This is a genomic window from Acidovorax sp. Root275 (assembly GCF_001428965.1).
GTDB classification, from domain to species: domain Bacteria; phylum Pseudomonadota; class Gammaproteobacteria; order Burkholderiales; family Burkholderiaceae_C; genus Acidovorax; species Acidovorax radicis.
This window is the reverse complement of sequence record NZ_LMJH01000001.1, coordinates 1,017,194-1,041,933: the sequence shown is the minus strand read 5'-3', so window position 1 is coordinate 1,041,933 and position 24,740 is coordinate 1,017,194. Positions and strand designations below refer to the sequence as shown.

The 24,740-nt window shown below is 65.4% G+C and carries 18 protein-coding genes; 15 read left to right on the top strand and 3 right to left on the bottom strand.

Annotation, left to right across the window (positions count from 1 at the left end; all coding sequences use genetic code 11):
• Window positions 1-39: 39 nt before the first annotated feature.
• Together ASE52_RS04725 and alaS are read right to left on the bottom strand one after the other, a co-directional pair.
• Complete coding sequence (locus tag ASE52_RS04725; protein WP_057224178.1) at window positions 40-3,027, bottom strand: HD domain-containing phosphohydrolase; 2,988 nt, start codon at window positions 3,025-3,027, stop codon at window positions 40-42.
• A gap of 136 nt (window positions 3,028-3,163) precedes the next feature.
• On the bottom strand, window positions 3,164-5,791 hold the full coding sequence (alaS, locus tag ASE52_RS04720) for an alanine--tRNA ligase (RefSeq protein WP_057224176.1): 2,628 nt from the start codon (window positions 5,789-5,791) through the stop codon (window positions 3,164-3,166).
• Between the two features lie 254 nt (window positions 5,792-6,045).
• Between alaS and ASE52_RS04715 the strand changes: the two genes are divergently transcribed.
• The 9 genes from ASE52_RS04715 (at window position 6,046) to ASE52_RS04675 (ending at window position 14,761) form a co-directional block, all read left to right on the top strand.
• Complete coding sequence (locus ASE52_RS04715) at window positions 6,046-6,963, top strand: dihydrodipicolinate synthase family protein (protein WP_057224174.1); 918 nt, start codon at window positions 6,046-6,048, stop codon at window positions 6,961-6,963.
• Between the two features lie 37 nt (window positions 6,964-7,000).
• Window positions 7,001-7,936 carry a 4-hydroxyproline epimerase gene (locus tag ASE52_RS04710; protein WP_057224171.1) on the top strand — a complete coding sequence of 312 codons (936 nt, stop codon included), beginning with the start codon at window positions 7,001-7,003 and terminating at the stop codon, window positions 7,934-7,936.
• A gap of 25 nt (window positions 7,937-7,961) precedes the next feature.
• Complete coding sequence (locus ASE52_RS04705; RefSeq protein ID WP_057224169.1) at window positions 7,962-9,077, top strand: FAD-dependent oxidoreductase; 1,116 nt, start codon at window positions 7,962-7,964, stop codon at window positions 9,075-9,077.
• Window positions 9,074-9,361, top strand: a complete 288-nt coding sequence (locus tag ASE52_RS04700) for a 2Fe-2S iron-sulfur cluster-binding protein (protein WP_057224168.1) — start codon at window positions 9,074-9,076, stop codon at window positions 9,359-9,361. The genes ASE52_RS04705 and ASE52_RS04700 overlap by 4 nt, the downstream gene beginning before the upstream one ends.
• A complete protein-coding gene (locus tag ASE52_RS04695) occupies window positions 9,358-10,689 on the top strand; it encodes an FAD/NAD(P)-binding oxidoreductase (RefSeq protein WP_057224166.1) in 1,332 nt (443 codons plus the stop codon). The genes ASE52_RS04700 and ASE52_RS04695 overlap by 4 nt, the downstream gene beginning before the upstream one ends.
• A gap of 149 nt (window positions 10,690-10,838) precedes the next feature.
• A complete protein-coding gene (locus ASE52_RS04690; protein WP_057224165.1) occupies window positions 10,839-11,474 on the top strand; it encodes a TRAP transporter small permease in 636 nt (211 codons plus the stop codon).
• Window positions 11,475-11,513: 39 nt separating this feature from the next.
• Complete coding sequence (locus tag ASE52_RS04685; RefSeq protein WP_057224162.1) at window positions 11,514-12,779, top strand: TRAP transporter large permease; 1,266 nt, start codon at window positions 11,514-11,516, stop codon at window positions 12,777-12,779.
• Between the two features lie 79 nt (window positions 12,780-12,858).
• A complete protein-coding gene (locus ASE52_RS04680; RefSeq protein ID WP_057224160.1) occupies window positions 12,859-13,881 on the top strand; it encodes a TRAP transporter substrate-binding protein in 1,023 nt (340 codons plus the stop codon).
• A gap of 205 nt (window positions 13,882-14,086) precedes the next feature.
• Window positions 14,087-14,761: a GntR family transcriptional regulator gene (locus ASE52_RS04675; protein ID WP_010458570.1), complete on the top strand. Its 675-nt coding sequence runs from the start codon at window positions 14,087-14,089 to the stop codon at window positions 14,759-14,761.
• A 146-nt stretch (window positions 14,762-14,907) separates the two neighbouring features.
• Here the strand turns inward: ASE52_RS04675 and ASE52_RS04670 are convergent, their stop codons facing one another.
• Entirely contained in the window at window positions 14,908-16,326 is a 1,419-nt protein-coding gene (locus ASE52_RS04670; RefSeq protein ID WP_057224159.1) for a PLP-dependent aminotransferase family protein, read from the bottom strand.
• 540 nt (window positions 16,327-16,866) lie between these two features.
• Here ASE52_RS04670 and ASE52_RS25470 point away from each other — a divergent pair.
• The 6 genes from ASE52_RS25470 (at window position 16,867) to ASE52_RS04640 (ending at window position 24,732) form a co-directional block, all read left to right on the top strand.
• Entirely contained in the window at window positions 16,867-18,675 is a 1,809-nt protein-coding gene (locus ASE52_RS25470; protein WP_140426131.1) for a right-handed parallel beta-helix repeat-containing protein, read from the top strand.
• A 360-nt stretch (window positions 18,676-19,035) separates the two neighbouring features.
• Window positions 19,036-20,328, top strand: a complete 1,293-nt coding sequence (gene gabT, locus ASE52_RS04660) for a 4-aminobutyrate--2-oxoglutarate transaminase (RefSeq protein WP_057225207.1) — start codon at window positions 19,036-19,038, stop codon at window positions 20,326-20,328.
• Window positions 20,329-20,371: 43 nt separating this feature from the next.
• A complete protein-coding gene (locus ASE52_RS04655) occupies window positions 20,372-21,472 on the top strand; it encodes an ABC transporter ATP-binding protein (protein WP_057225204.1) in 1,101 nt (366 codons plus the stop codon).
• 84 nt (window positions 21,473-21,556) lie between these two features.
• Window positions 21,557-22,588 carry an ABC transporter substrate-binding protein gene (locus tag ASE52_RS04650; RefSeq protein WP_057224155.1) on the top strand — a complete coding sequence of 344 codons (1,032 nt, stop codon included), beginning with the start codon at window positions 21,557-21,559 and terminating at the stop codon, window positions 22,586-22,588.
• Between the two features lie 28 nt (window positions 22,589-22,616).
• Window positions 22,617-23,882 carry an ABC transporter permease gene (locus tag ASE52_RS04645; protein WP_057224153.1) on the top strand — a complete coding sequence of 422 codons (1,266 nt, stop codon included), beginning with the start codon at window positions 22,617-22,619 and terminating at the stop codon, window positions 23,880-23,882.
• A gap of 31 nt (window positions 23,883-23,913) precedes the next feature.
• A complete protein-coding gene (locus ASE52_RS04640; RefSeq protein ID WP_057224151.1) occupies window positions 23,914-24,732 on the top strand; it encodes an ABC transporter permease in 819 nt (272 codons plus the stop codon).
• Window positions 24,733-24,740 lie beyond the last annotated feature (8 nt).

Here is a 24,740-nt window from a genome sequence, read left to right as displayed (position 1 = left end):
ACAGGCACGAAACAGGCGCCACTGCCCGCTTTCAGCGCATCAGTTCATCGACGTCAGGATCGCCTCCACGTCCACCGCATCCCGCTGCGCAGCCGGCAGAAACTGCTCCGCATACTCCCGCCAGACCCCGCTGCACAGGAAGAAGCGGAACACCTCAGCATCGATGTGGCGCTCTCGCACCATGTGGCCCATGATCTTGAGCGATTCGGACAGTGTCTTGGGCGGCTTGTAGGGCCGGTCTGACGCCGTCAGCGCCTCGAAGATATCGGCCAGCGTCATCACGCGGTCTGCCAGCGTCAGCTCCGAAGCCTTCAGGCGCCGGGGATAGCCTGTGCCGTCCAGCTTTTCGTGGTGCGAGCCCGCAATCGACGGCACCCGCGCCAGATGCGGCGGGAACGGCAGGCCGCTGAGCATGACGATGGTCTGAACAATGTGGTCGTTGATCTTGAAACGGTCTTCTGCGGTGAGGGTCCCGCGCTGGATCGAAAGGTTGTGCAACTCGCCCAGGTGGGCTTCCTGCGGGGGCAGCACCATGTCAAAACCCCAGAGATTGGCCGGGTTGCCGACCTCCACGGGCGGCTTGCGGGCACCCCAGCGCACGATGTGCTCTGGCCGGTCCGCCAGCAGGGGTTCGTTGGCGGGCAAGGGGCGCACCGGCACGGGGGCCAGCCGCATCTTCTCGGCCGCCGACAGGCCCAGCCGGTCGTCAAAATGCCGCTGCCACACCTGCCGCCCGATGGTGGTCAGCCGCTGGATGTCGGCATCTGCCATGAATTCGCCACCCACATTGCTGCGGGCCACGAAGGCAAACTCTTCCTGCAGCCGGTCGCGCCGCTGCAAAAGCTCACGCTGCAGCCGCACCGGGTCCACGCCGGACACGTACTGCTTCCAGTAGTCCAGCTCCGCATCGCGCCACAGCACTTCAAAGCGCATGCGCACCTCGTGGATGCGGTTGTAGAGCGCCTCCAGCTTGGTGGCCTTGTCGATGATGTGCTCAGGGCTGGTGACCTTGCCGCAGTCGTGCAGCCAGGCGCCCAGGCGGAATTCATAGCGCTCGGCATCGGTCATGGCCACCGGGGCAAACGGCCCCTCCTCGGCCTCGCACATGCGCTGCATCAGGGACTCCGCCAGCTTGGGCACCCGCTCGCAGTGCCCGCCGGTGTAGGGACTCTTGGCGTCGATCGCGTCGGCCAGCAGACGGATGACGGCGTCGAACAGCTTCTTTTGCCCTTCGATCAGGCTGCGCGTCTCGATGGCCACCGACAGCGTGCCCGAGAGCTTCTCGACAAACGCCCGAAAGTGGACATCGTCCTGCTGCTGGTCCGCACGGTAACGGAGCACCAGCAGGCCCAGCGGCTGGCCGTCGCGCGTGCGCAACTGCACGCGCAGCACGCGCTGGGGGGTGGTCTGGTCGTCGTCTTCATGCCGGTCGCCGTCCTGCGGCTCGGCAGGGTTGATGAAAAACACCATGGGCAGGTGCTCCGCGTAGCGCGACTGCTGCTCGGGGTCTTCGCAGTACCGCGCCGTGCGCAGCAGGCCCGCGCGCTGCGCCTCCACCAGGTACACCGCACCGCCAGTGCAGCTGGTGGCGCGCACCAGTTCGTAGAGCACGCTCGACAGCATGAGATCCATGCGCGACTCGGCGCTGATGTGGTGCGTGATGTGCAGGAACTCCTGGATGGTGTCGGACATGCGGTCCATCACCTGGCCCAGCGCACGCACCTCGCGGACCGGCGACATGCGGCGTTGCGCAGGCCGCCGAAAATCAAACCGCGCCAACGCCTGCGCCTGCGTGGCCAACCCCGACAGGCTGCGCCCCACACGCCTCCCGGCCAGCCAGCCAAAGGGCAGCATCAGCGCGATGAGCCCCAGGGACAGCCACACCTGGCGCTGCAGGTTTTCGTTCACGTCCGCCAGCAGCTCCCGGGTGGGGATGGCCATCAGGATGTGCAGCCCCTCCCAGCGCTGCGACTTGAGTGGCATGACCTTGGCCAGCCACTCCTCGCCACCCGCCACAAAGCGGCGCGAAGGCCCCTCCTTCACCCCGAAACTGCGCAGGGCCTGCAGGCTGGGCACCCCCAGGCCATCGAGCGTGCGCAGCTTGAGGCTGGGCTGGTTGCCATCACGCACCAGCACGCGGGACATGTCCGGGTAGGCCAGCACGCGCTGGTCCTGGTCCACCACGGCGATCTCGGTGCGCGGCATCAGCCGCAGCTCGCCAATCTCCCGGCCCAGGTCGGTGAGCGCCACATCCAGGCCGATCACGGCGCGGCCGTCCTCGCTGGGCTGGCTCAGCGTGATGCCCACCTCCTGCGTGGTGAAGAACACATAGGGTGCGGTGAGGACCTGCGCGTTCTTTTCGGCTGCCTCGGCATACCAGGGGCGGGACCGGGGGTCATATCGGTAGCCGGGGCGCACGGCGGAATCGAGCAGGTGCAGTTGTGCGTCGTAGTAGTTCCACCGTCCGACCAGGCCTGCTGGCCCCGCCGCGCTGCGCTCGCGCGCCATCGATTGCACCAGGAACGCAGCCTCCGCAGGCGCCTCCAGCCGCGCACGGAGCGCGGCGTTGCGCAGCGGGCGCATGAGCAAAAACTGACCATCGGAATAGCCGATGAAGACCGCCGACAGCAACGGGTTCTGCTCCAGCAGACGCACAAACACCGGCAGGCGACGCAGCCGCGCCGGGAGGGTGGTGGCCGAAGCAATGGGATCAAACGCCAGCAACCGGATCGTGGCATCCGCCGGGTCCACGATGTGGTGCACCCGTTCGCTGATCAACAGGCTGATGTGCTGCGCACTGTCGTCCGACGCGGCGATGATGGCCTGCCGGGCGCCGGTGCCCACCTGGTACACCAGCAGCACCGTAAGCAGCAGCATGGCAGACACCACCACCGACGCAATCACCACTTCGAACGGAACGGTGATGCGCCGCCACCAGGGCAACTCGGCAGCCCCCGGATCAGACGAGCTCGGCCGGGTGCCATGGGCAGGCACCGGCTCTTGCGGGCTTTCGCGCAGGGGGTCCATGCGCTTGAATGTAGGGGGAAAGCCGGTTTTCCGTCATCCCCTTTTTGGCAGACAAGGCCACCAGCACATCAGTCACACCACAGCGGCCTGCGCCACTGTGACCCTGTGACGACCCGAACGTGTTTACGTTCGGGGATCAGCCCAGTTGTTGCGTGACCCAGCCCGTCACCGAGGCCAGCGCCGCTGGCAGCTTGGAGGCATCGGTGCCGCCGGCCATGGCCATGTCGGGCTTGCCGCCGCCCTTGCCGCCCACTTGCTGGGCCACAAAGTTGACCAGTTCGCCGGCCTTGACCTTGCCCACGCTGTCGGCGGTGACGCCTGCAGCGATCTGCACCTTGTCGCCGTCCACGGCGGCCAGCACGATGGCAGCGGTCTTGAGCTTGTCCTTGAGCTTGTCCATGGTGTCGCGCAGTGTCTTGGCGTCGGCGCCAGGCAGCGCGGCGGCCAGGACCTTCAGGCCCTTCACATCCACGGCCTGGTTCACCAGCTCATCGCCCCGATTGGAGGCCAGCTTGCCCTTCAGGGCCGCCACTTCCTTTTCGAGCGCGCGGGCATTGTCCAGCGCCTGGCTGATGCGGCCATTGAGTTCAGCCACCGGCGCCTTGAGGGTGCTGGCGGCCTGGTTCACGGTGTCTTCCAGGTTCTGCAGATAAGCCAGTGCGTTCGCGCCCGTCACGGCCTCGATGCGGCGGATGCCCGCAGCCACGCCGCCCTCGCCCACCACTTTGAACAGGCCGATGTCGCCCGTGCGTTGCACGTGGGTGCCACCGCACAGTTCGCGGCTGGTGCCGATGTCGAGCACACGCACGGTTTCGCCGTACTTCTCGCCAAACAGCATCATGGCGCCGGTTTTCTGGGCCGATTCGATGTCCATCACGCGGGCCTGCGTGGGCTGGTTGGCCAGGATTTCTTCGTTGACGCGGTGCTCGATCTCGCGGATCTCAGCCGCGGTGACGGCGCCGTTGTGCGTGAAGTCAAAACGCGTGCGATCGGCATTCACCAGGCTGCCCTTTTGCTGCACATGGCTGCCCAGCACTTCGCGCAGCGCCTTGTGCATGATGTGCGTGACCGAGTGGTTGCGCACGGTGGCTGCGCGCACGGCGGTGTTCACCTGGGCCTGCACCGTGTCGCCCACGTTCAGCGTGCCCTCTTCCAGCGTGCCGTGGTGGCCGAACACATCGGCCTTGATCTTGAGCGTGTCGCCCACTGCAAAGCGGGCGGAGCCACTGGTGATGGTGCCTTCGTCACCTACCTGGCCGCCGCTTTCGGCGTAGAACGGGGTGGTGTCCAGCACCACCACACCGTTTTGACCAGCCTTTAGGGCTGCAGCGCTTGTCCCATCTACGTAGATAGCTATGATTTTTGCAGTCTCAGCCAGATTTTCATAGCCGGTGAACGCGTTGGCTGCACCGGTGTACTCCAGCGCCTTGTCCATCTTGAACTTGCCGGCTGCGCGGGCCTGGGCCTTCTGCTTTTCCATGGCGGTCTTGAAACCGGCCTCGTCCACCTCGACGTCGCGTTCGCGGCACACGTCGTTGGTCAGGTCGAGCGGGAAGCCGTAGGTGTCGTGCAGTTTGAACGCCACATCGCCGGGCAGCACCTTGGCGCCGCCGTCCAGGGTGGCGTCCAGGATTTCCATGCCATTGGCCAGCGTTTCAAAGAAGCGCTCTTCTTCCACCTTCAGCACTTCGGTGATGCGCTGTTCCTGCTCGCGCAGGGACGGGTAGGCATCGCCCATCACACGCACCAGGTCGGCCACCAGCTTGTGGAAGAACGGCGTCTTCTTGCCCAGCTTGTAGCCGTGGCGGATGGCGCGGCGCACGATGCGGCGCTGCACATAGCCGCGGCCTTCGTTGCTGGGGATCACGCCGTCGCTCACCAGGAAGGCGGTGGCGCGGATGTGGTCGGCGATCACGCGCAGGCTCTTGTGGTTCAGGTCGGCCACGCCGGTCTCGCGGCCTGCGGCCTTGATCAGCGCATCGAACAGGTCGATCTCATAGTTGCTGTGCACGTGCTGCAGGATGGCGGCCAGGCGCTCCAGGCCCATGCCGGTGTCCACGCAGGGCGCGGGCAGCGGGGTCACGGCGCCGGTTTCGTCCATGTTGAATTGCATGAACACGTTGTTCCAGATCTCGATGAAGCGGTCGCCGTCTTCATCGGGGCTGCCGGGCGGACCACCAGCGATGTGGTCGCCGTGGTCATAGAAAATTTCGCTGCACGGGCCGCAGGGGCCGGTGTCGGCCATCATCCAGAAGTTGTCGGACTTGTAGCGGCCGCCCTTGTTGTCGCCGATGCGGATTACGCGCTCGGGCGGCAGGCCGATCTCCTTGGTCCAGATGTCGTAGGCCTCGTCGTCTTCCTGGTAGACCGTGGCCAGCAGACGCTCGGGCGGCAGCTTGTAGACCTCGGTCAGCAGCTCCCAGGCCCACTTGAGCGACTCGCGCTTGAAGTAGTCGCCAAACGACCAGTTGCCCAGCATCTCGAAGAAGGTGTGGTGGCGCGCCGTGTAGCCCACGTTTTCCAGATCGTTGTGCTTGCCGCCGGCCCGCAGACAGGCTTGCACGGACACCGCCCGGTTGTAGGGGCGCTTGTCGGTGCCCAGGAACACGTCCTTGAACTGCACCATGCCCGAGTTGGTGAACATCAGCGTGGGGTCGTTGCCCGGCACCAGGGGACTCGACGGCACCACGGTGTGGCCCTTGGAGACGAAGAAGTCCAGGAAGGACTTGCGGATGTCAGCGACAGAAAAAGTGGGAGTGCTCATGGTGTTATGGAGTGGTTGCACGGAGCAGGCAGGCCGCAGGACCCGCGCCTGCGCGTTGCCTGTCGCTGCCCCTATGGGGACCAACCTTTCATTATAGGTTTGCAGTCTGGTGGTCCGTGGCGGGAGCGAGACAGGACGGGGATGGACGCCCCGATCCACGCGCCAACGAATGCTGAAAAATCCGCTTGCGCACTTTAAATATCTTGTTAATATATTAATAACTGCAACCCACCCACCGACCCAAGGAGCCCCTCGTGAACCCACAACCCCGCTGGCAAGGCATCTTCCCCGCCATCACCACCAAGTTCCACGCCGACGAGTCCATCGACGCCGAAGGCACGGCCCGCCACATCGACTTCCAGATCCGCAACGGCATCCATGGGCTGGTCACTTGCGGGTCGCTGGGTGAAGCCAGCACGCTCAGCCTGGAAGAAAAACTGCAGGTCGCCAAGATTGCGCTCGAAGCTGCCGATGGCCGCGTGCCCGTGCTGGCCAATGTGTCTGAAACCAGCACCCGCGATGCTCTGCGCTACATCGACGGTGGCAACAAGCTGGGCGTGGCCGGCTACATGGTCATGCCCTCGGTGATCTACGTGGCCGATGCCCGCGAGGCCATGGCCAACGTGCGCGCCATGGCGGGCGCCGCCCAGCGCCCGCTGATGGTCTACAACAACCCCGTGGCCTACCGCGTGGACCTGAAACCCGAGCACATGGTGGAGCTGGCCGACTGCGAGTGGATCGCCGCCATCAAGGAAAGCACCGGCGACATCCGCCGCATCACCGACCTGCGCAACACCGTGGGCGACCGCTACCAGCTCTTTTTGGGCGTGGACGACCTGGCCTACGAAGGCCTGGCCCTGGGCTGCGACGGCCTGCTGGCCGGCGTGGGCTGCGCCTTCCCGCGCGAAACCGTGGCGCTGTACGACCTGATGAAGGCGGGCAAATTTGCCGAGGCGTTGCCGCTGTACCAGTGGATGACGCCCATGCTGCACCTGGATGTATCCAACAAGCTGGTGCAAAACCTCAAGCTCATCGACGCACTGGTGGGTGTGGGCACCGAACACATGCGCCGCCCGCGCCTGCCCTTGGTGGGCGAGGAACGCGCATTTGTCGAGAGTGTGGTGCGCAAGGCCCTGGCCACGCGCCCTACAAAATACCAGTCTGTCGCCTGAGACACTGAGCGCCCTACTCCACCACCACCAGAGCACCATGCAACGCATCCACGTGATCGACTCCCACACCGGCGGCGAGCCGACCCGGCTTGTCATCGATGGTTTTCCGGACCTGGGCACTGGCACTATGGCCGAGCGGCGCACGCTGCTGGCCGAGCGCCACGACGCCTGGCGGGCCGCCACCGTGCTGGAGCCGCGTGGCAGCGATGTGGTGGTGGGGGCCCTTCTGTGTGTGCCACAAGACCCTGCCAACACGGCGGGTGTGATCTTCTTCAACAACAGCGGCTACCTGGGCATGTGTGGCCACGGCACCATCGGGCTGATCGCATCGCTCGCCTACCTGGGCCGCATCACGCCCGGTGAGCACCGCATCGAGACACCCGTGGGCACCGTCACCACCACCCTGCACGCCGATGGATCGGTCAGCGTGCGCAACGTGCCCGCCTACCGGCTGCACCACGCATTGGCCATCGAGGTGCCCGGCTACGGCCGTGTGGTGGGTGATGTGGCCTGGGGCGGCAACTGGTTCTTCCTGATCTCTGACCACGGCCAGCGCGTAGCCAGCGACAACCTGGAGGCGTTGATGGGCTATAGCTGCGCCGTGCAGCAAGCCCTCAAAGACCAGGGCATTCGGGGCGACAACGGCGGCGAGATTGACCACATCGAGTTGTTTGCCGACGACGACCAGGCCGACAGCCGTAACTATGTGCTGTGTCCCGGCAAGGCCTATGACCGCTCGCCCTGTGGCACGGGCACCAGCGCCAAGGTGGCCTGCCTGGCGGCTGACGGCAAGCTCGCACCGGGCGCACTCTGGCGCCAGGCCAGCATCATCGGCAGCCAGTTCGAGGCCAGCTACACGCTGCAGGACGATGGCAAGGTCATCCCCACCTTGCGGGGCCGCGCGCACATGAGCGCCGACGCTACTTTGCTGATTGAAGACAAGGACCCCTTTGGCTGGGGCATCCGGCTTTAACCCGACCCTGCTGCACCCGCGCCCCATGCAACACACCGATGTCCTTGTGATTGGCGCTGGCATCGTGGGTGCCGCCTGCGCCCATGCGCTGGTGTTGGCAGGGCTGTCGGTCCGCGTCATCGATGCGCGCCTCGGCGGTGCCACGGCGGCGGGCATGGGCCATCTGGTGGTGATGGATGACAACCCTGCCGAGCTGGCGCTGAGCCAGACGTCGCTGGACCTCTGGCACACCTGGGCACCCCACATGGATGCGGGCTGTGCGTTCACGCCCTGCGGCACGCTCTGGCTGGCCACCAACGATGCAGAGCTGCAGGCGGCCCATGACAAACGCAGCACCCTGCAAGCACACGGAATCGCCTGCGACATGCTCGACGCGGCCGCCCTGTCCCACGCAGAACCCGCACTGCGCCCCGGTCTGGCGGGTGCGCTCAAGGTGCAGGGGGACAGCGTGGTCTACGCCCCGCGCGCAGCCCAGTGGCTGCTGGACCAGGCCGCAGCCCACGGACACCTTGTGTTGGAGCAGGCTGAAGCGATGCAGATCGACGGCCACACCGTCACCCTGCGCGATGGAAGCCAGCGCAGCGCAGGCGCCATTGTGCTGGCCAGCGGCATCCACGCCCCACAGCTGTGCCCCGGCCTGCCGCTGCGCCCCAAAAAGGGCCACCTCGTCATCACCGACCGCTACCCGGGCACCGTGCACCACCAGCTGGTGGAGCTGGGCTACATCACCAGCGCGCAGCACAGCGACGGTACCTCGGTGGCCTTCAACGTGCAGCCCCGGCCCACAGGGCAGTTGCTGATCGGCTCATCGCGCGAGTTCGACACCACCGACCCCGCCGTCAACAACGCCGTGATGGCGCGCATGCTGCAACGGGCACTCGACTACCTGCCAGGCCTGGCCGAACTCAACGCCATCCGCACCTGGACCGGCTTTCGCGCCGCCACGCCAGACAGCCTGCCGCTGATTGGCGCGCACCCCGAACACCCGCACCTGTGGCTGGCCGTGGGACATGAAGGACTGGGGGTGACCACCGCCCCGGCCACCGCGCAGTTGCTGGCGGCCCAGATCGCAGGGGGCACCCCGGCGATCGACCCCACGCCCTTTGCACCTGCCCGCTTTGCGGGCCTGAGCGCACCATGACCGCATCCAGAACACCCGCCCTGGTGCACATCGTGGTGAATGGCACGTTCCTCCAGGTGCCCGTAGGGACCAGCGTCGCCGCCGCGCTGGCGCAGCAAACACCCGGCACCACACGCACCTCGGTCACCGGCGCGGCGCGGGCACCGCTGTGTGGCATGGGGGTGTGCCACGAATGCAGGGTCCGCATCCACGGCCGCACACGCCTGGCGTGCCAGACGGTCTGCGTCGAGGGCATGCAAATTCACACCGATGTCGGTACAGCCCCTGGGAGCGCAACGCCATGACCGAGCAACACTCGGCGCACGAGCGCTGCGACATCCTCATCATCGGCGCAGGCCCTGCCGGTTTGGCCGCAGCCGTGGCTGCTGCTCCCAGCGGTGCATCGATCACCATCGTGGATGACAACCCGCAACCCGGTGGGCAGATCTGGCGCGCTGGCCCCCAGGTGGTCTTGCCCGCCCTGGCGCAACAGCACCGCGCGGCGCTGGCCCGGCACACCAACATCCGCCTGCTGCCTGGCACCCGCGTGGTGGGCCTGGGTGATTCCCAACCCGGCGACAAGGCCCCGGCCCTGCTGCTGGAAGACGCAGACCGGGGCTGGACGCAGCACAGCCACCGCATCGTGCTGTGCACCGGAGCCCGCGAGCTGTTGCTGCCCTTTCCGGGCTGGACGTTGCCCGGTGTGACGGGTGCGGGCGCCTTGCAGGCCCTCATCAAGGCAGGGCTCGACGTGCGCGGCCAGCGCATCGTCATTGCAGGCACAGGCCCTCTGCTGCTGGCCGCTGCCGCCACCGCCAACAAAGCGGGTGCCACCGTGGTGCGCGTGGCGGAGCAGGCGCCGTGGAGCGCGCTCGCTGGCTTTGCAGCGCAACTGCCGCGCTGGCCTGCCAAGGCGTTGCAAGCTCTCACGCTGCTTCACCCGCAGTTGCGCGCCAGCAGCCATGTGCTGGAAGTCCAAGGCACCACGCAGGTGCAAACAGTGAGGCTGCGCAAAGGCCAACACGCCGAAGAAACCATGGCCTGCGACCGCGTGGCCTGCGGGTTCGGGCTGGTGCCCAACACCCACCTGGGGCAGATGCTGGGCTGCGCACTGGGCGGGCCGCTGAGCGGTGGCCAGGGCCTGGCTGTCGATGCCCACATGCGCACCAGCGTGCCCGGTGTGTTCGCCGCAGGTGAAGCCACCGGCTTTGGCGGCAGCGAACGTGCACTGGTTCAGGGCGCGATGGCAGGCCATGCTGCGGCAGGACAGGTGCAACAGGCCCAGGCGCTGCGCCCCCAGCTGGCGCGCTGGGAGGACTTTGCGCAGGCGCTGCAGGCCTCGTTCGCACTGAACGGGGCACTCAAGACACTGGCACGGCCCGACACCCTGGTATGCCGCTGCGAAGACGTGCCCTACGCTGCATTGGCCGATCGCGACGGCTGGATCGATGCCAAGCTCCACACCCGCTGCGGCATGGGCGCCTGCCAGGGCCGCATCTGCGGCGCGGCCACGCAGCACCTGTTTGGCTGGATGCCCATGCCCCCACGACACCTGCTGGCGCCCGCGCGCATTGGCACGCTGGCCGCGTGCACACCCGCGCCCACCAGCGAGCCCGTCACGCCCTCGGGCTGACGGGCGCACCGCCAGTTTTCCCACGCCATCCTTTTCAGGGCTTACCCGCACCCCGCAGGCATCTATTTTGCTTTTAAATATATTTGTTAGATATTAAACAACACGCGATTGCTTCTTCCATCGGCAAGCCCTCCCCCCGAAACCACACCATGCCCACGCTCACCAGTCCACCAGCCTCGCAAGCTCCATCGCCGCCCGCCCCCGTCCGCTGGGTGCTGGCGTTGTCCACGCAGGTATTGCGCGTCGAGCGGCACCTGCTTACCGCACTGATGACCCTGCTGGTGCTGTTGATCCTGCTCAACGTGGTCACACGCTACTCCGGCATGCCAATCTATTGGATTGACGAGGCGGCGGTGTACACCGTGGTCTGGCTGACATTTGTGGGCGCCTCGGTCATGACGCGCCTGCGCATGGACTTTGCCGTGGGCATGCTCACAGACCAGATGGGCCCCCGGGGTGCCAAGGTGGCCAAGGTGGTCGCTACATCTGGGGTGCTGCTGTTTGGCCTGGCCATGCTGGTGATGTGCTGGGTGTGGATGGACCCCATCGGCATTGCGCGCTACGGATTTGACGCCAAGGAGTTTGCGGCCGACAGCTTCAACTTCATCTACACCGAGCGCACCCAGACACTGAACTGGCCCACCTGGGTGCTGCAGCTGATCCTGCCAGTCTTCTCGGCCACCTTCAGCGTGCATGCGCTGGCCAACCTGCTCGAAGACCTGGGCGCTGCGGAGCGCGTGAAGCACGCAGGCTTTGACGTGGTCAACGCCGACGCCGTGAACTGACCCTCCGCCACACCCGCACCACCCGCCCGGAGCCCCACCATGATCACCACCCTGTTCTTCCTCGCCGCCTTGTTGGTGGGTGTGCCCATTGGGGTGTGCCTGTGCCTGTCGGGTGCGGTGTACATCCTCAGCATCGGCAGCCCGGTGCTGTTCCAGTCGTTCCCCATGCAGATGTTTGGCGGGGTCGACAGCTACGGCCTCATCGCCATTCCGCTGTTCATCCTGATCGGCGAGATCATGAACAGCGGCGGCATCACGCGCCGGCTGGTGGACCTGTCGATGGCCTTCATCGGCTCGGTCAAGGGGGGCCTCGCCTACGTGAACATCCTGGCCAACATGCTGGTGTCTTCCATCATTGGCTCGGCCACCGCGCAGGTGGCCATCATGTCGCAGGTCATGGTGCCCGAGATGGTCAAGCAGGGCTATGACAAGACCTTTGCGGCCGGCCTCACGGTGTATGGCGGCATGCTGGGGCCGATCATCCCGCCCTCGGTGATGTTTGTGGTGTTCAGCGTACTCGCCCAGGTGGCTGTGGGCGACATGCTGATTGCGGGCATCCTGCCCGGTGTGCTGCTCACGCTGATGTTCTTCATCGTGATCGCCCTCATGGGCTTCATCTACGACTACCCCCGCAGCGAAAAGCGCACGCTGGCCCAGCGCGCACGCACCATCGTGCAGGCCAGCCCCACGCTGCTGATTCCCATCGTCATCGTGGGCTCCATCCTGAGCGGCCTGGCCAACCCCACCGAAGCCGCTGCCGTGGGCGCACTGTCCTCGGCCCTGGTGGGCCGCTATGTGACCAAGGAGTTCCGCTTCAGCGCCATGCCCGCCATCCTGCTGCGATCGGCCATCTACTCGGCCATCGTGCTGTTTTTGGTGGCGGCCGCTGCGGTGTTCTCGTGGCTGCTGATCTACGGCAAGGTGCCACAAATGGTGGCCGCATGGGTGCAGACCGTGGCGCACGACCCGGTCACCTTTTTGCTGCTGCTCAACGTGATCCTGCTGGTCATCGGCACCGTCATCGACGGCATCCCCGGGCTCATCATGACCGTGCCCATCCTGCTGCCCATTGCCACCGACGTGTACCACATCGACCCGCGCCACTTTGGCGTGGTGGTGGTGGTCAACCTGGTGCTGGGGCTGATGACGCCTCCGGTGGGCCTGAGCTTCTTTGTCGCGTCCGCCGTGACCGGGGCCAAGCCCGGAAAGATGTTCATCGTCACGCTGCCATTTTTCATCATCAGCTGCGTGGCGCTGGTGGTGCTGTCGTTGTTCCCCAGCCTGTCGCTCGGCTTGCTCAAGTAACCCGCCTTTGCGGCGCCACATACCCCGTTCCCCTCCCGCTGCCCCAACCCTCCCACCGTCCTTCTACCCGGAGATCACCATGACGACCACGCCCGCCCACACTGTCACCCGCCGCCATTTCATCCAGCGCCACGCCGTGGCCGCCGCCACCGTCACGGGGCTGGGCTTTCCGGCGCTGGTGCGCGCAGCCGATGCCAAGGAGTTCCGCCTCGGCCTGATCACGCCCGCAGGACACTCATGGAACCGCGCCGCGCTGCAGTTTGGCGAGGCGCTCAAGAAGGAAACCGACGGACGCCTGAGCGTCACCGTTTTCCACTCGGGCCAGCTGGGCAACGAGGCGGCGATGATGCAGCAGCTGCAGTCGGGCGCGCTCGACATGGGATGGATCCAGGCGGCAGAGCTGGGCTCGCGCGTCTCCAGCATTGCGGCCATCAATGCGCCGTATCTTGTGCGCTCCACGCCCAGCGTGGCCAAGCTGGTCAAGCACCCGGCCGCCACCAAGCTGCTGGAGGCGTTGCCGCGCGAGACTGGCACCATTGGCCTGGGCTGGGGCATCACCGGCATGCGCGCCGTGTTCTCCACCAAGGACATCGCCGTGCCCACCGACATCAAGGGCATGAAGCTGCGCATCAACCCCACGCCCGTGTACCGCGATTTCTATCAAATGCTGGGCGCTGCCCCCACACCCATCCCCACGCCCCAGGTGTTTGACGCGATGAGCAACGGCCAGGTCGATGGGCTGGAGGCGGACATCGAGTTCTCCTGGAACCAGCGTTTCGACAAGGTCGCCAAGACGCTGCTGCAGATGAACGCCCTCTTCATGCCGTTTGCGCCACTGGTGTCGGGCCGCATCTGGCAAGGGCTGGATGCCAAGGACAAAGAGATCATCCGCAGGCTTGTGTCCCAGTCGCTGGATGCGCAGATCAACGACATCGTGACCACCGAAGCCGGCCTCATCGAAAAGTTCAAGGGCACGTCCATCGCCTTCAAGACGGCGTCGTCCTTCAACCCCGACGGCATCATCCAGGAGTTCGACAAGCTGTGGCTGCCCAAGGCGCCGCAGATTGCCGAGCTGCGCAAGGCGGGCGCCGGATTGGCGTGACTCCCCCTGAGTCGCCTTTGGCGCCTGCCCCCTCTCTCGCTGCGCGGGAGGGGGACGCACCCGGTGGCCCTGCCAAGCCGGTTCCACGGGTGCACTGGCTTATGCCGCGCCAGTTTCGCCGGGTGCGGGGCATAGAAGAACGAGGGGCCGGGGGCCTTAAGATGCCGTGCGCAAGCCCCTGCCCTGACCATCAAACAACCCCGCCATGACACTCCGCCGCCCTTCCCCCCTGCAAGACCCCGCGCCCAAGCGGCGCGCGGCGGACGTGGCCTACGACGCCATCGAGACCATGATCTCCACGCTGCAGCTGCAGCCCGGCAGCCCCGTGGTAGAGGCCGAAATCGCCGAGAGCACGGGCCTGGGGCGCACACCGGTGCGCGAGGCGCTGCTGCGCATGGTGTCGATCGGGCTCATCGTGCAGCAGCCCCGGCGCGGGCTGCTGGTGTCGCACATCGACCTGGCCGATCACCTGGACGTGATCCAGACCCGCCGCGTGCTGGAGCGATTGTTGGCCTCCAACGCCGCACGCCGCGCCACCGCGCCGCAGCGCCAGGCCATCGTGCGTTGTGCTGAAAACATGGTGCAGGCCGCGGCGCGTGGCCACCTCGACGGCTACATGCTGGCCGACCATGAGCTGGACCTCGTCACCCACCAGGCCAGCCAGAACCATTCCGCCGTCAAATGCGTGCAACCGCTCATCGTGCAGTGCCGCCGCTTCTGGTACGCCTACCAGCACGAAGGTGAGGTGTCGGAAGGCGCCCGCGCGCACATGCAACTGGCCCAGGGCATCGCCAGTGGTGACGAAGCCCAGGCCATGGCGGGCGCGGAGCAGCTGATGGAATACCTGGAGCGGTTTGCGCGGCGCATCATTGACCGGTAGTAACAGGCGCCGCCACAACGGCAGCTGCAGGGGCAATTCGGGCTTCAGCGGGTTGAGCTATCATTTTTATAGCTTTCAGCGCTTTACCAATAAGCGCTAGCGGCCAAAATAACTTGCAAACTGCTGCTCCAACGGAGGCAGCCAGGCTATTCCGCCACCTGCTGGCCCAGCACGATGCGCTGCTCCAGAAAGCGCCATATGCGCTCGTCCTGGCTGAACGCCACGTTAAACCGCAGCCAGCCTGTGGGGCGCGGCTCCACCAGGAACAGCTGACCGGGGCCGAGCATGATCCCCGCACCGGTAGCCTCTTTCGACAGCTCGGCACTGTCGGGCAGGTCGGGGTGCCGGGCCCACAGGTACATACCCGCCTCGGGCTCGTGGAACAGCTCGAACCCCAGGTTCAGCAAGCGCCGCCCCACCGTGCGGTGCGCCTCGGCCAGGCGTTCGCGCAGCGACTTGAGGTGCTTGCGCCAGCGCCCATCGGTCACCACGCCAAAGGTGATGCGCTCGGTGATCTCTGACGAGGTCAGACCCGAGATCATCTTGAGCTGCACCAGCTCATCGAGCAGATCGCGCCGCGCCGCCAGAAAGCCGGTGCGCAGGTTGGGCGAGATCGTCTTGGAGAAACTGCCCAGGTAAATCACGCGGTTGAGCTGGTCCAGGCTGGCCAGCGAGGGGCGCACGCCCGTGTCCATGTCGGCGTAGATGTCGTTTTCCACCAGCATGAAGTTGTGCTGCTCGGCCAGCTGAAGCAGCCGGTGCAGGTGCGCCACCGACGCCACCGAGCAGGTGGGGCTTTGCAGGCGTGGCTGGGTGAAAAACACCGTGGGCTTGTGCTCGGCCAGCAGGGCCTCCAGCGCCGCCAGGTCGTAGCCCGTGGCGGTGCGTGGCACGCCCACAGGATGCCCCCCCGCAAAACGCAGCATGAACAACAGGTTGGGGTAACCCGGGTCATCCACCAGCACGACATCGCCGGGCTTGACGAGGCGGCGCGCCACCAGGTCCAGCGCCTGGCTGGAGCCCTGGGTCAGCAGCACCTGGTCGGCGTCCACGGCCAGGTGGTGTTCGGCCAACGACTCGGCCACCACCATGCGCAACGCCATGTGGCCGTGCGGCAGACCATAGCCGTCCAGCTCCGGGCCATCGGACGACAGCTGGCGCATGCTGCGTTTGACGGCATCGCCAAACAGCCAGTCGTGCGGCAGCCAGCCGCACCCTGGTTTCATCGGCAGGTTGCGGTTCTCGAAAATCTGCTTGAGGTACCAGCGCGCATCAAAACGGGGCACCGGCCGCTCGGGCGCACCAGCGCCGGGCGCGGCCCCTTCATCGCCCCGCCGCTTCACGAAAAAGCCTGCGTTGGCGCGCGACACCAGCCAGCCCTGTGCCACCAGGCGGTCGTAGGCCTCAACCACCGTGAACACGCTCACGCCGTGGGCGGCCGCAAAAGCTCGGATGGAGGGAAGCTTGGCGCCAGGTTTTAGCACCTGCCCAGCGATGAGGCCGCGCAGGCCATCAACGATCTGGCTGACCAGCGGTGTCTGAAGATCCGGGCTGAGAGTGAGCATCAAAAGAGCAAGAAAAGGGGCCAAATTGTGCACCGGCCCCGCAGATCCCAGCTCAGGGATTGCGTGTACAGGACCGGGCACCTGCACAGCGCGCATCCTTCCGTGGTGCCGAGTGCCTGGAGGGACCGCGGGCAGAGCCCCCATCAGATCCCCTCCAACCTGCCTCTATTGTCCGCCAGCCTCGCATGCCCATCCCGGAGGCCGCCACGCGATTTTTCGGGCCGGTGGCAAGCGGCACATTGCGCAGTTTCAGCGCGATGTTTTCAACCCTTGGGACCAGTCTGCAGGCGCCTTCAGCCCGGGTAGTCCTGCCGGCGAAAAGGCCTGTCCGATGTGAACGGTAGCGCAAGACCGACGGGCGGTATTCAGCCTTTTGTCACCAATAACGGCCATCGGATTGCGCCCACCGTCTGTCCTTTTTCGGCCTTCTGGATATGCACGCACACGTTCCCCAGCGATAGGCTTGCCCCCCAACCCGCCTGGCACCGATCACGCTGAACCGGGTTTGAAAACCAACACCCAACACACTGAGGGACACCCATGCTGACACGGACGCCTGACCGAACTTCTTCACGGATTTTTCAGCCCAAGCCCTGGGCCCTGGCCTTGGGACTTTGCCTGGGCGGAGCCACGGGCCATGCACTGGCAGAAACCGCCCACACCCCACCGGCAGGCTACAAGCCCTGCGCCATCGAGGGGCAGAAATGCAGCTTCAGCGGCACGGCCAATGTGGTTTATGGAGCGGGCACCACCTGGACCAGCCCCCGCAGCTTCACCAACGGTGCGAACTGCAGCAACGCCACATTTGGCGACCCTTTGTGGGGCGTGCAAAAGGCTTGTTATGCCAGTGCCCCAGCGTCACCGCCAGCTCCTGCGCCGGTGCTGGGCGCGCCTCCATCAGGCTACACCTTGTGCGCCGTCGAGGGGCAGCAATGCAGCTTCAGCGGCACCGCCAAGGTGGTCTATGGGGCTGGAACAACCTGGACTGCCGCGCGCCCATTCACCAACAACGTGATGTGCAACAACGCCACTTTTGGCGACCCCCTGAATGGCGTGAAAAAGGCGTGTTACGCCAGCAGCCCCGTCCCAACACCAGCACCACCGGCTCCTCCGCCAACGCCTCCGGCACCGCCGGCTCCACCAGCTCCTCCGCCCGCACCAGCTCCCGGTGGCTCCGTAACGTATTACTTCTCGGACTGCCAGGCAGGCGCCGCCACCGGTTGCGTGCCGGGAAGCAATTCCAACCCCGGCACCCAGGCCGCCCCCAAGCAAAACCTCACAGGAATTAACGTCAACACCCTGCCTGCTGGCGCGGCATTGCGCTTCGCACGCGGTGGTGCGTGGGTGGTGGGCATTACCACGTTCGAGAACATGAACGTCCGCGCAGATGCCCCCCTCACGTTCGATGCATATGGCGCAGGGCCTGCGCCGTTGCTGACCACCAACAACAACGGGATTGCCCCCTTCGAGCTGGGAGGGCGATACAGCAACACATCGAACGACGGCGGGTATGCATTCCGCAATCTCCGAATCCACGGATCCAACAACTCGGCCTGGGGCTTCTGGTTGAACGGCAATGTCCGCGACGTCGTGATCGAGAACGTGGAGATATCCGGCTTCCAGATCGCCATCCACTCGCAGGCACGCGCGCCCCATGGCGTGAACAACGTATTGATCCGCAACAACCACATCCATCACAACGCCAGCATGGGCATCCTGGGCCAGTTCCGGAACAGCGTGATCGAGGGCAACCTGATCGAGGCCAACAACTTCAGCGGCAGCGGTTTCAACCACGGCACCTATCTCTCAGGCAGCAGCGGACTGAGTGGCACCAACGTCACCCTGCGCAACAACCGCTACATCCGCAACTCCGTGGTCAACGGCGTCTGCCAGGGGGGCAACATGACCTTCCACGGCCAGATGGACGGTGTGCTGATTGAAGGCAACCGGATCGAGCAGGATGCTGCGACGGACGGCTGCTGGGAGATGTCGATCACGCAGGGGTACGACTCGGCCGAGTGGTTCCGCAACTTCGTGGTGCGCAACAACAAGCTCATCAATGCCGGCAACACCGGCATGGCCGTGCAGTCGGCACCCGGCATCGTGATCGAGGGCAACGTCGTCATCAACACACAGACGACGTTTCAAGTAGCCATCAACGTGGGCCACACCGAATTCCAGAACGGTGATGTCCCCGATGGAAACGCCGTGGTGCGCAACAACGTAGCGTGTTTTCCAACACCCCACGCAAGCAGCACCGCGGTGCGCGTGATTGCACCGAACAGCGTGGTCACGAACAACACCGTGGTGACAGGAGTGGCTGCAACGACCGGGGTGTGCGCCCGGTAGAGGATAGCTTCGCGCCTCGGTGAGCATGGGCCTCGCAGCACGCTGCGAGGCCTTTTTTGTCTTCATGCACCATTTTGGAAGATGGCAAGCGGCCCGCCGCTGCATCCTGGCTCCAGACCCTCTGTCCTCTGAACGCCTTGGTTTGCCCACTGATCCGCGTGGGGATTGCACTACGGCCGCGCAAACGGGCGCGCATTGTGCACCGACTTGGCGCGCGCCAGATCAGGGATTGCCTGTACAGGACCCAGGCCCTGCACAGTGCACGCAAAACGGCATGCCGGTGTACATGGACGATAGGTTGCGTGACTTTCAGAATTCACCCATTCCTTCATTTCGTGTTCATCACACATGTCCACCGCCATGCAGCAAGACCGCCACTTCACCAACGCCGCCCTCCTCACCCGTCGCCATGCCGCCGTGGCCCGTGGCATCGGTCAGGCCCATGAAATCTTCGTCCAGAAAGCACGCAACGCCGAGCTGTGGGATGTGGAAGGCCGCCGCTTCATCGACTTTGCCGGGGGCATCGCCGTGCTCAACACCGGCCACCTGCACGCCGGCGTGATCGCCGCCGTGAAGGCCCAGCTGGACCTGTACACCCACACCTGCTTTCAAGTGGTGGCGTACGAGCCCTACGTGGAAGTGTGCGAGCGCCTGAACACCCTGGCGCCGGGTGCATTTGCCAAGAAGAGCCTGTTGCTGACCACTGGTGCCGAGGCCGTGGAGAACGCCATCAAGATCGCCCGCGCCTACACCAAGCGTGCTGGCGTGATCGCTTTCACGGGTGGCTACCACGGCCGCACCAACCTCACACTGGGCCTGACGGGCAAGGTGGTGCCGTACAAGACGGGTTTTGGGCCGTTTCCGGGCGAGGTGTACCACGCGCTGTTCCCCAATGCGCTGCATGGCGTCAGCGTGGAGCAGGCGCTGCAATCGGTGGAGCTGATCTTCAAGAACGACATCGAGCCCGAGCGTGTGGCAGCGTTCATCCTTGAGCCCGTGCAGGGCGAAGGCGGCTTTTACGTGGCGCCACCTGAATTCATCACCGGCCTCAAGGCCCTGGCCGACCGCCACGGCATCCTGCTGATCGCCGACGAAGTGCAGACCGGGGCAGGCCGCACCGGCACCTGGTTTGCCTGTGAACAATGGCCGGTGGCACCCGACCTCATCACCACCGCCAAGTCGCTGGCGGGCGGTTTTCCACTGTCGGGGGTGGTGGGCCGCGCCGATGTCATCGACGCCCCTGCGGCCGGTGGCCTGGGCGGCACCTATGCAGGCAGCCCCGTCGCCTGTGCGGCAGCGCTGGCCGTGATCGAAGCCTTTGAAAAAGAAAACCTGCTGGCCCGCAGCCAGGACATGGGCGCTCTGCTGGTCAGGGCACTGAAAGAAATGGCCGCCAAAGTACCCGCCATCGGCGATGTGCGCGGCCTGGGGGCGATGGTGGCGATCGAGCTGTTCGAAGACGGCGATGTCCACCGCCCCGACGCGGCGTTGACCAAGAAAGTCGTTGCCGAAGCGGCCAAGCGTGGCCTCATCTTGCTGTCCTGCGGAACCTATGGCAATGTGATCCGCATCCTGGTGCCGCTGACCGCCTCCAACGAGCTGCTCGACGAGGGCCTGGCCATCCTGGCCGACAGCTTTGCCGCACTGAGCTGATATGCGGCCCGACCTTCATTCTGCTTACAAGGTGCCCCCGACCATGACCCCCTCAGCAGAACCCCTGGTCCGCTTCAGCGGCGTGCAAAAGACGTACGACGGTGAACAACTGGTGGTGCGCGCGCTGGACCTGGACATCCAGCGCGGCGAGTTTCTGAGCCTGCTCGGGCCCTCGGGCTCTGGCAAGACCACCACGCTGATGATGCTGGCGGGTTTTGAATCTCCCACTGCGGGCGACATCCTGCTCGATGGCAAGCAGATCACGCGCACGCCACCCCACAAGCGCAACTTTGGCATGGTGTTCCAGAACTACGCGCTGTTCCCGCACCTCACCGTGGGGCAGAACGTGGCCTACCCGCTCACCGTGCGCAAGGTGCCCAAGGCCGAGCAGGCCGACCGTGTGAAGAAGGCCCTGGACATGGTGCGCCTGACGGGCATGGCAGACCGCCTGCCTGCGCGCCTGTCGGGCGGCCAGCAGCAGCGCGTGGCGCTGGCGCGCGCCCTGGTGTTCAACCCCCAGCTCGTGCTGATGGACGAACCCCTGGGTGCCCTGGACAAGCAGCTGCGCGAACACATGCAGATTGAGTTGAAAGAGCTGCACCGCCAGCTCGGCGTGACCTTTGTGTACGTGACCCACGACCAGGGCGAGGCCCTGACCATGAGCGACCGCGTGGCTGTGTTCAACGAAGGCATCATCCAGCAGCTGGCCGATGTGGAGACGTTGTATGAAGCTCCGTCCAACCGCTTTGTGGCCGGTTTTGTGGGCGACAGCACGGTGCTCACGGGCACCCTGCAAGGCGCAGGCACCGAGGCGGCCATCCAGTTGCCCGGAGGCCACCTGCTGCCTGGCGTCAACGTGAACCAGGCCGCCCGGGGCGCCCCCGTACAAGCCTGCGTGCGGCCCGAGCGCGTGGTGCTGCAACCGCACTCGCAGTACCCCAAGGTCTCAGCCGTTCCGGCGACTGTGGCGCGCACCATTTACTACGGCGACCACCAACGCCTGATGTGCGACCTGGGCCATGGCCAGGAGCAAGCCGTTGTGAAACTGGCCCTCACCCCCACCGGCACGGGCATCCAGCCGCAGCCGGGCGATGCCGTGCTGCTGGAGTTCCCACCGGCCTCCACGCGCATCTATGCCGTGTGAACACCGCCCCATTCCTCTTTTCCGCTCCCCTGTACCCAAGTTCCCTTTCCCTGTTCCTCCACAACCCCAAGGAAAAACTGCACCATGAAAAAGAGCCTTATCGCCTGCGCATCCCTGGCCGCCTGCCTGGCACTGCCCAGCTTTGCGCAGCAGCAACTTACCGTCGTGAACTTTGGTGGCGCCAACGCCAACGCGCAGAAGAAAGCGTTCTATGAGCCCTACGAAAAGCTGGGCAACAAGATCGTGGCCGTGGAATACAACGGCGAGCAGGCCAAGGTCAAAGCCATGGTCGAGGCCAAGAAGGTGACCTGGGACGTGGTGGAGCTGGAGTCGCCAGACGCCGCACGCGGCTGCGACGAAGGCCTGTATGAAAAGCTCGACTACAGCAAGATCGTGAGCAAGTCCGACCTGCTGCCCGCTGCGGTGTCCGACTGCGCCGTGGGCATCTTCGTGTGGTCCACCGTCATGGCCTACAACGGCGACAAGCTCAAGACTGCCCCCACCAGCTGGGCCGACTTCTGGGACACCAAGAAGATCCCCGGCAAGCGTGGCATGCGCAAGGGTGCACGCTACAACCTCGAATTCGCACTGATGGCCGATGGCGTGAAGCCCGCCGACGTGTACAAGGTGCTGGCCACCAAAGACGGTGCCGACCGCGCCTTCAAGAAGCTGACCGAACTCAAGCCCAACATTCAATGGTGGGAAGCCGGTGCCCAGGCACCGCAGTTTCTCGTGGCGGGCGACGTGGTGCTGACCACCGTGTTCAACGGCCGCATCGACGCGGCCAACCGCGAAGGCCGCAACCTCAAGATCTACTGGCCCGGCGGTATCTATGACCTGGACTACTGGGCCATCCCCAAGGGCACGCCGAACAAGGACGCGGCGGTGAAGTTCATCGCCTACACCATGCAGACCGCCAACCAGGCCGCCTACGCGCAGAACATCGCCTACGGCCCGGCCAACACCACCGCCCTCGCCAAGCTGGACAAGAAGGTGCTGGACGACCTGCCCACCTCTGCCATCAATGCCAAGGAAGCTATCCAGTTCGGCGTGAGCTTCTGGGCCGACCAGGGCGAGGCGCTGGAAAAACGCTTCGCCGCCTGGGCCACCCAGTAAGTCAACTGCACCCGGAGCGCAAGACACCATGCAAGCATCTTCTGCCATCGCCCCTGCCGCCCTTGCCCTGGACGCACAGGCACCCGGTGCACTGCGCAAGGCGCTGTCGCGTGCTGAGGCGCGGCGCAAATGGCGGGCCTTTGCCCTGACCCTGCCCTTGCTGGTGTTCTTGCTGCTCACGCTGCTGGTGCCCATTGCCGCACTGCTGCAGCGCGGGGTGGAGAACCCCGAGGTGGCCAACACGTTGCCCGCCACCATCGAGGCGCTGCATGGCTGGGACCGCCACGAGGCACCGGGCCCAGCCGCCTATGCCGCGCTCATGAAAGACCTGTCCCGCCTGCCTGACAGCTCTGACGCTGGCGCGCTGGCGCGCAGACTGAACTCGGAAGTGCCCGGCGCACGCTCGATGGTGATGGGCGCCTTCCGCGCCCTGCCCATGCAAGGCGCACCCGAATCCATCCGCGACCAGCTGATCGACAAGGATGCGCGCTGGGGCGAAGCACCTTTCTGGCGTGCCATTGCCAAAAACGGCGCGCGCTGGACACCCGACTACCTGCTCGCCTCGGTGGACCTGCAGCGCGATGCGCTGGGCCAGGTCGAACGCATGCCCGAGGAGCAGCGCGCGTTTGGCGGCATTTTGCTGCGCACCTTTCACATCAGCTTTGTGGTGACGCTGTTCTGCCTTCTGCTGGGCTACCCGCTGGCCTGGTGGCTGGCCTCGCTGCCCGCACGCCAGGCCAACGTGCTGATGATCCTGGTGCTGGTGCCATTCTGGACCTCGATCCTGGTGCGGGTGGCCGCCTGGATCGTACTGCTGCAGTCCGAAGGCCTCGTCAATCGCGGGTTGATAGGCCTGGGCCTGATCGAGCAGCCGCTTGCGCTGCTGTTCAACCGAACGGGCGTGGTGATTGCGATGGTCCACATCCTGCTGCCTTTCATGGTCCTGCCGCTGTACAGCGTGATGAAAAGCGTGCCCCCCACCTACCTGCGCGCAGCGGTTTCGCTGGGCAGCTCGCCCATCGCAGCGTTCTTTCGGGTGTATGTGCCACAAACCTACCCGGGCGTGGGCGCGGGTGCGCTGCTGGTGTTCATCCTGGCCATCGGCTACTACGTCACCCCCGCGCTGCTGGGCGGCGCCGACGACCAGATGCTGAGCTATTACATCGCCCGCTATACCAATGTGGAAGTGAACTGGGGCATGGCCTGTGCACTGGGCGCCCTGCTGCTGGCCGCCACGCTGGTGCTGTACGGCGTGTACCGCCGCATTGGCAAAGCCGAATTGAGTCTGGGCTGATAACTCCCTCCAAAGCTGAAAGTCGCTGACCATGTTTCGCCTGCCCCAATTCCCCCTGTACGCCACGTTGGCCGACAAGCTCGGCTGGTGGGCCGTGCGCGCCCTGTGCGTGGCCGTGCTGGTGTTCCTGCTGGCCCCCATCCTGGTAATGGTGCCACTGTCGTTCTCCGAAAGCTCGTTCTTGGCCTACCCCATCCCGGGCTGGTCGCTCAAGTGGTACCGCAACCTGTTCGAGTCGGCAGAGTGGGCGCGCGCCACGCGCAACAGCTTCATCGTGGCGCCTGCGGCCACGTTGATCGCCACGGCCCTGGGCACGCTGGCGGCCGTGGGGCTGTCGCGGGCAGACTTCCGCTTCAAAGGCCTGCTCATGAGCATCCTGATTGCCCCCATGGTGGTGCCGATCATCGTGGTGGGCGTGGCGACCTACCTGTACTTCGCGCCGCTGGGCCTGGCCGACAGCTACTTCGGCCTCATCATCGTGCACGCAGCCCTGGGTGCCCCCTTTGTGCTGACCACCGTTCTGGCCACGCTGGCGGGTTTCAACCACAACCTGGTACGCGCCTCGCTGAGCCTGGGTGAAACACCGCTCAACACCTTCTTTCGCGTCACGCTGCCGGTGATTGCACCGGGCGTGATATCCGGCGCACTGTTTGCGTTTGCCACGTCCTTTGATGAAGTGGTGGTCACCCTCTTCCTGGCCGGGGCCGACCAGTCCACGCTGCCGCGCCAGATGTTCAACGGCATCCGCGAGAACATTTCGCCCACCATTGCCGCCGTGGCCACACTGCTCATCCTCTTCACCACCAGCCTGCTGCTGGCGCTGGAATGGCTGCGCACGCGCAGGGGCTGAGCATGCGC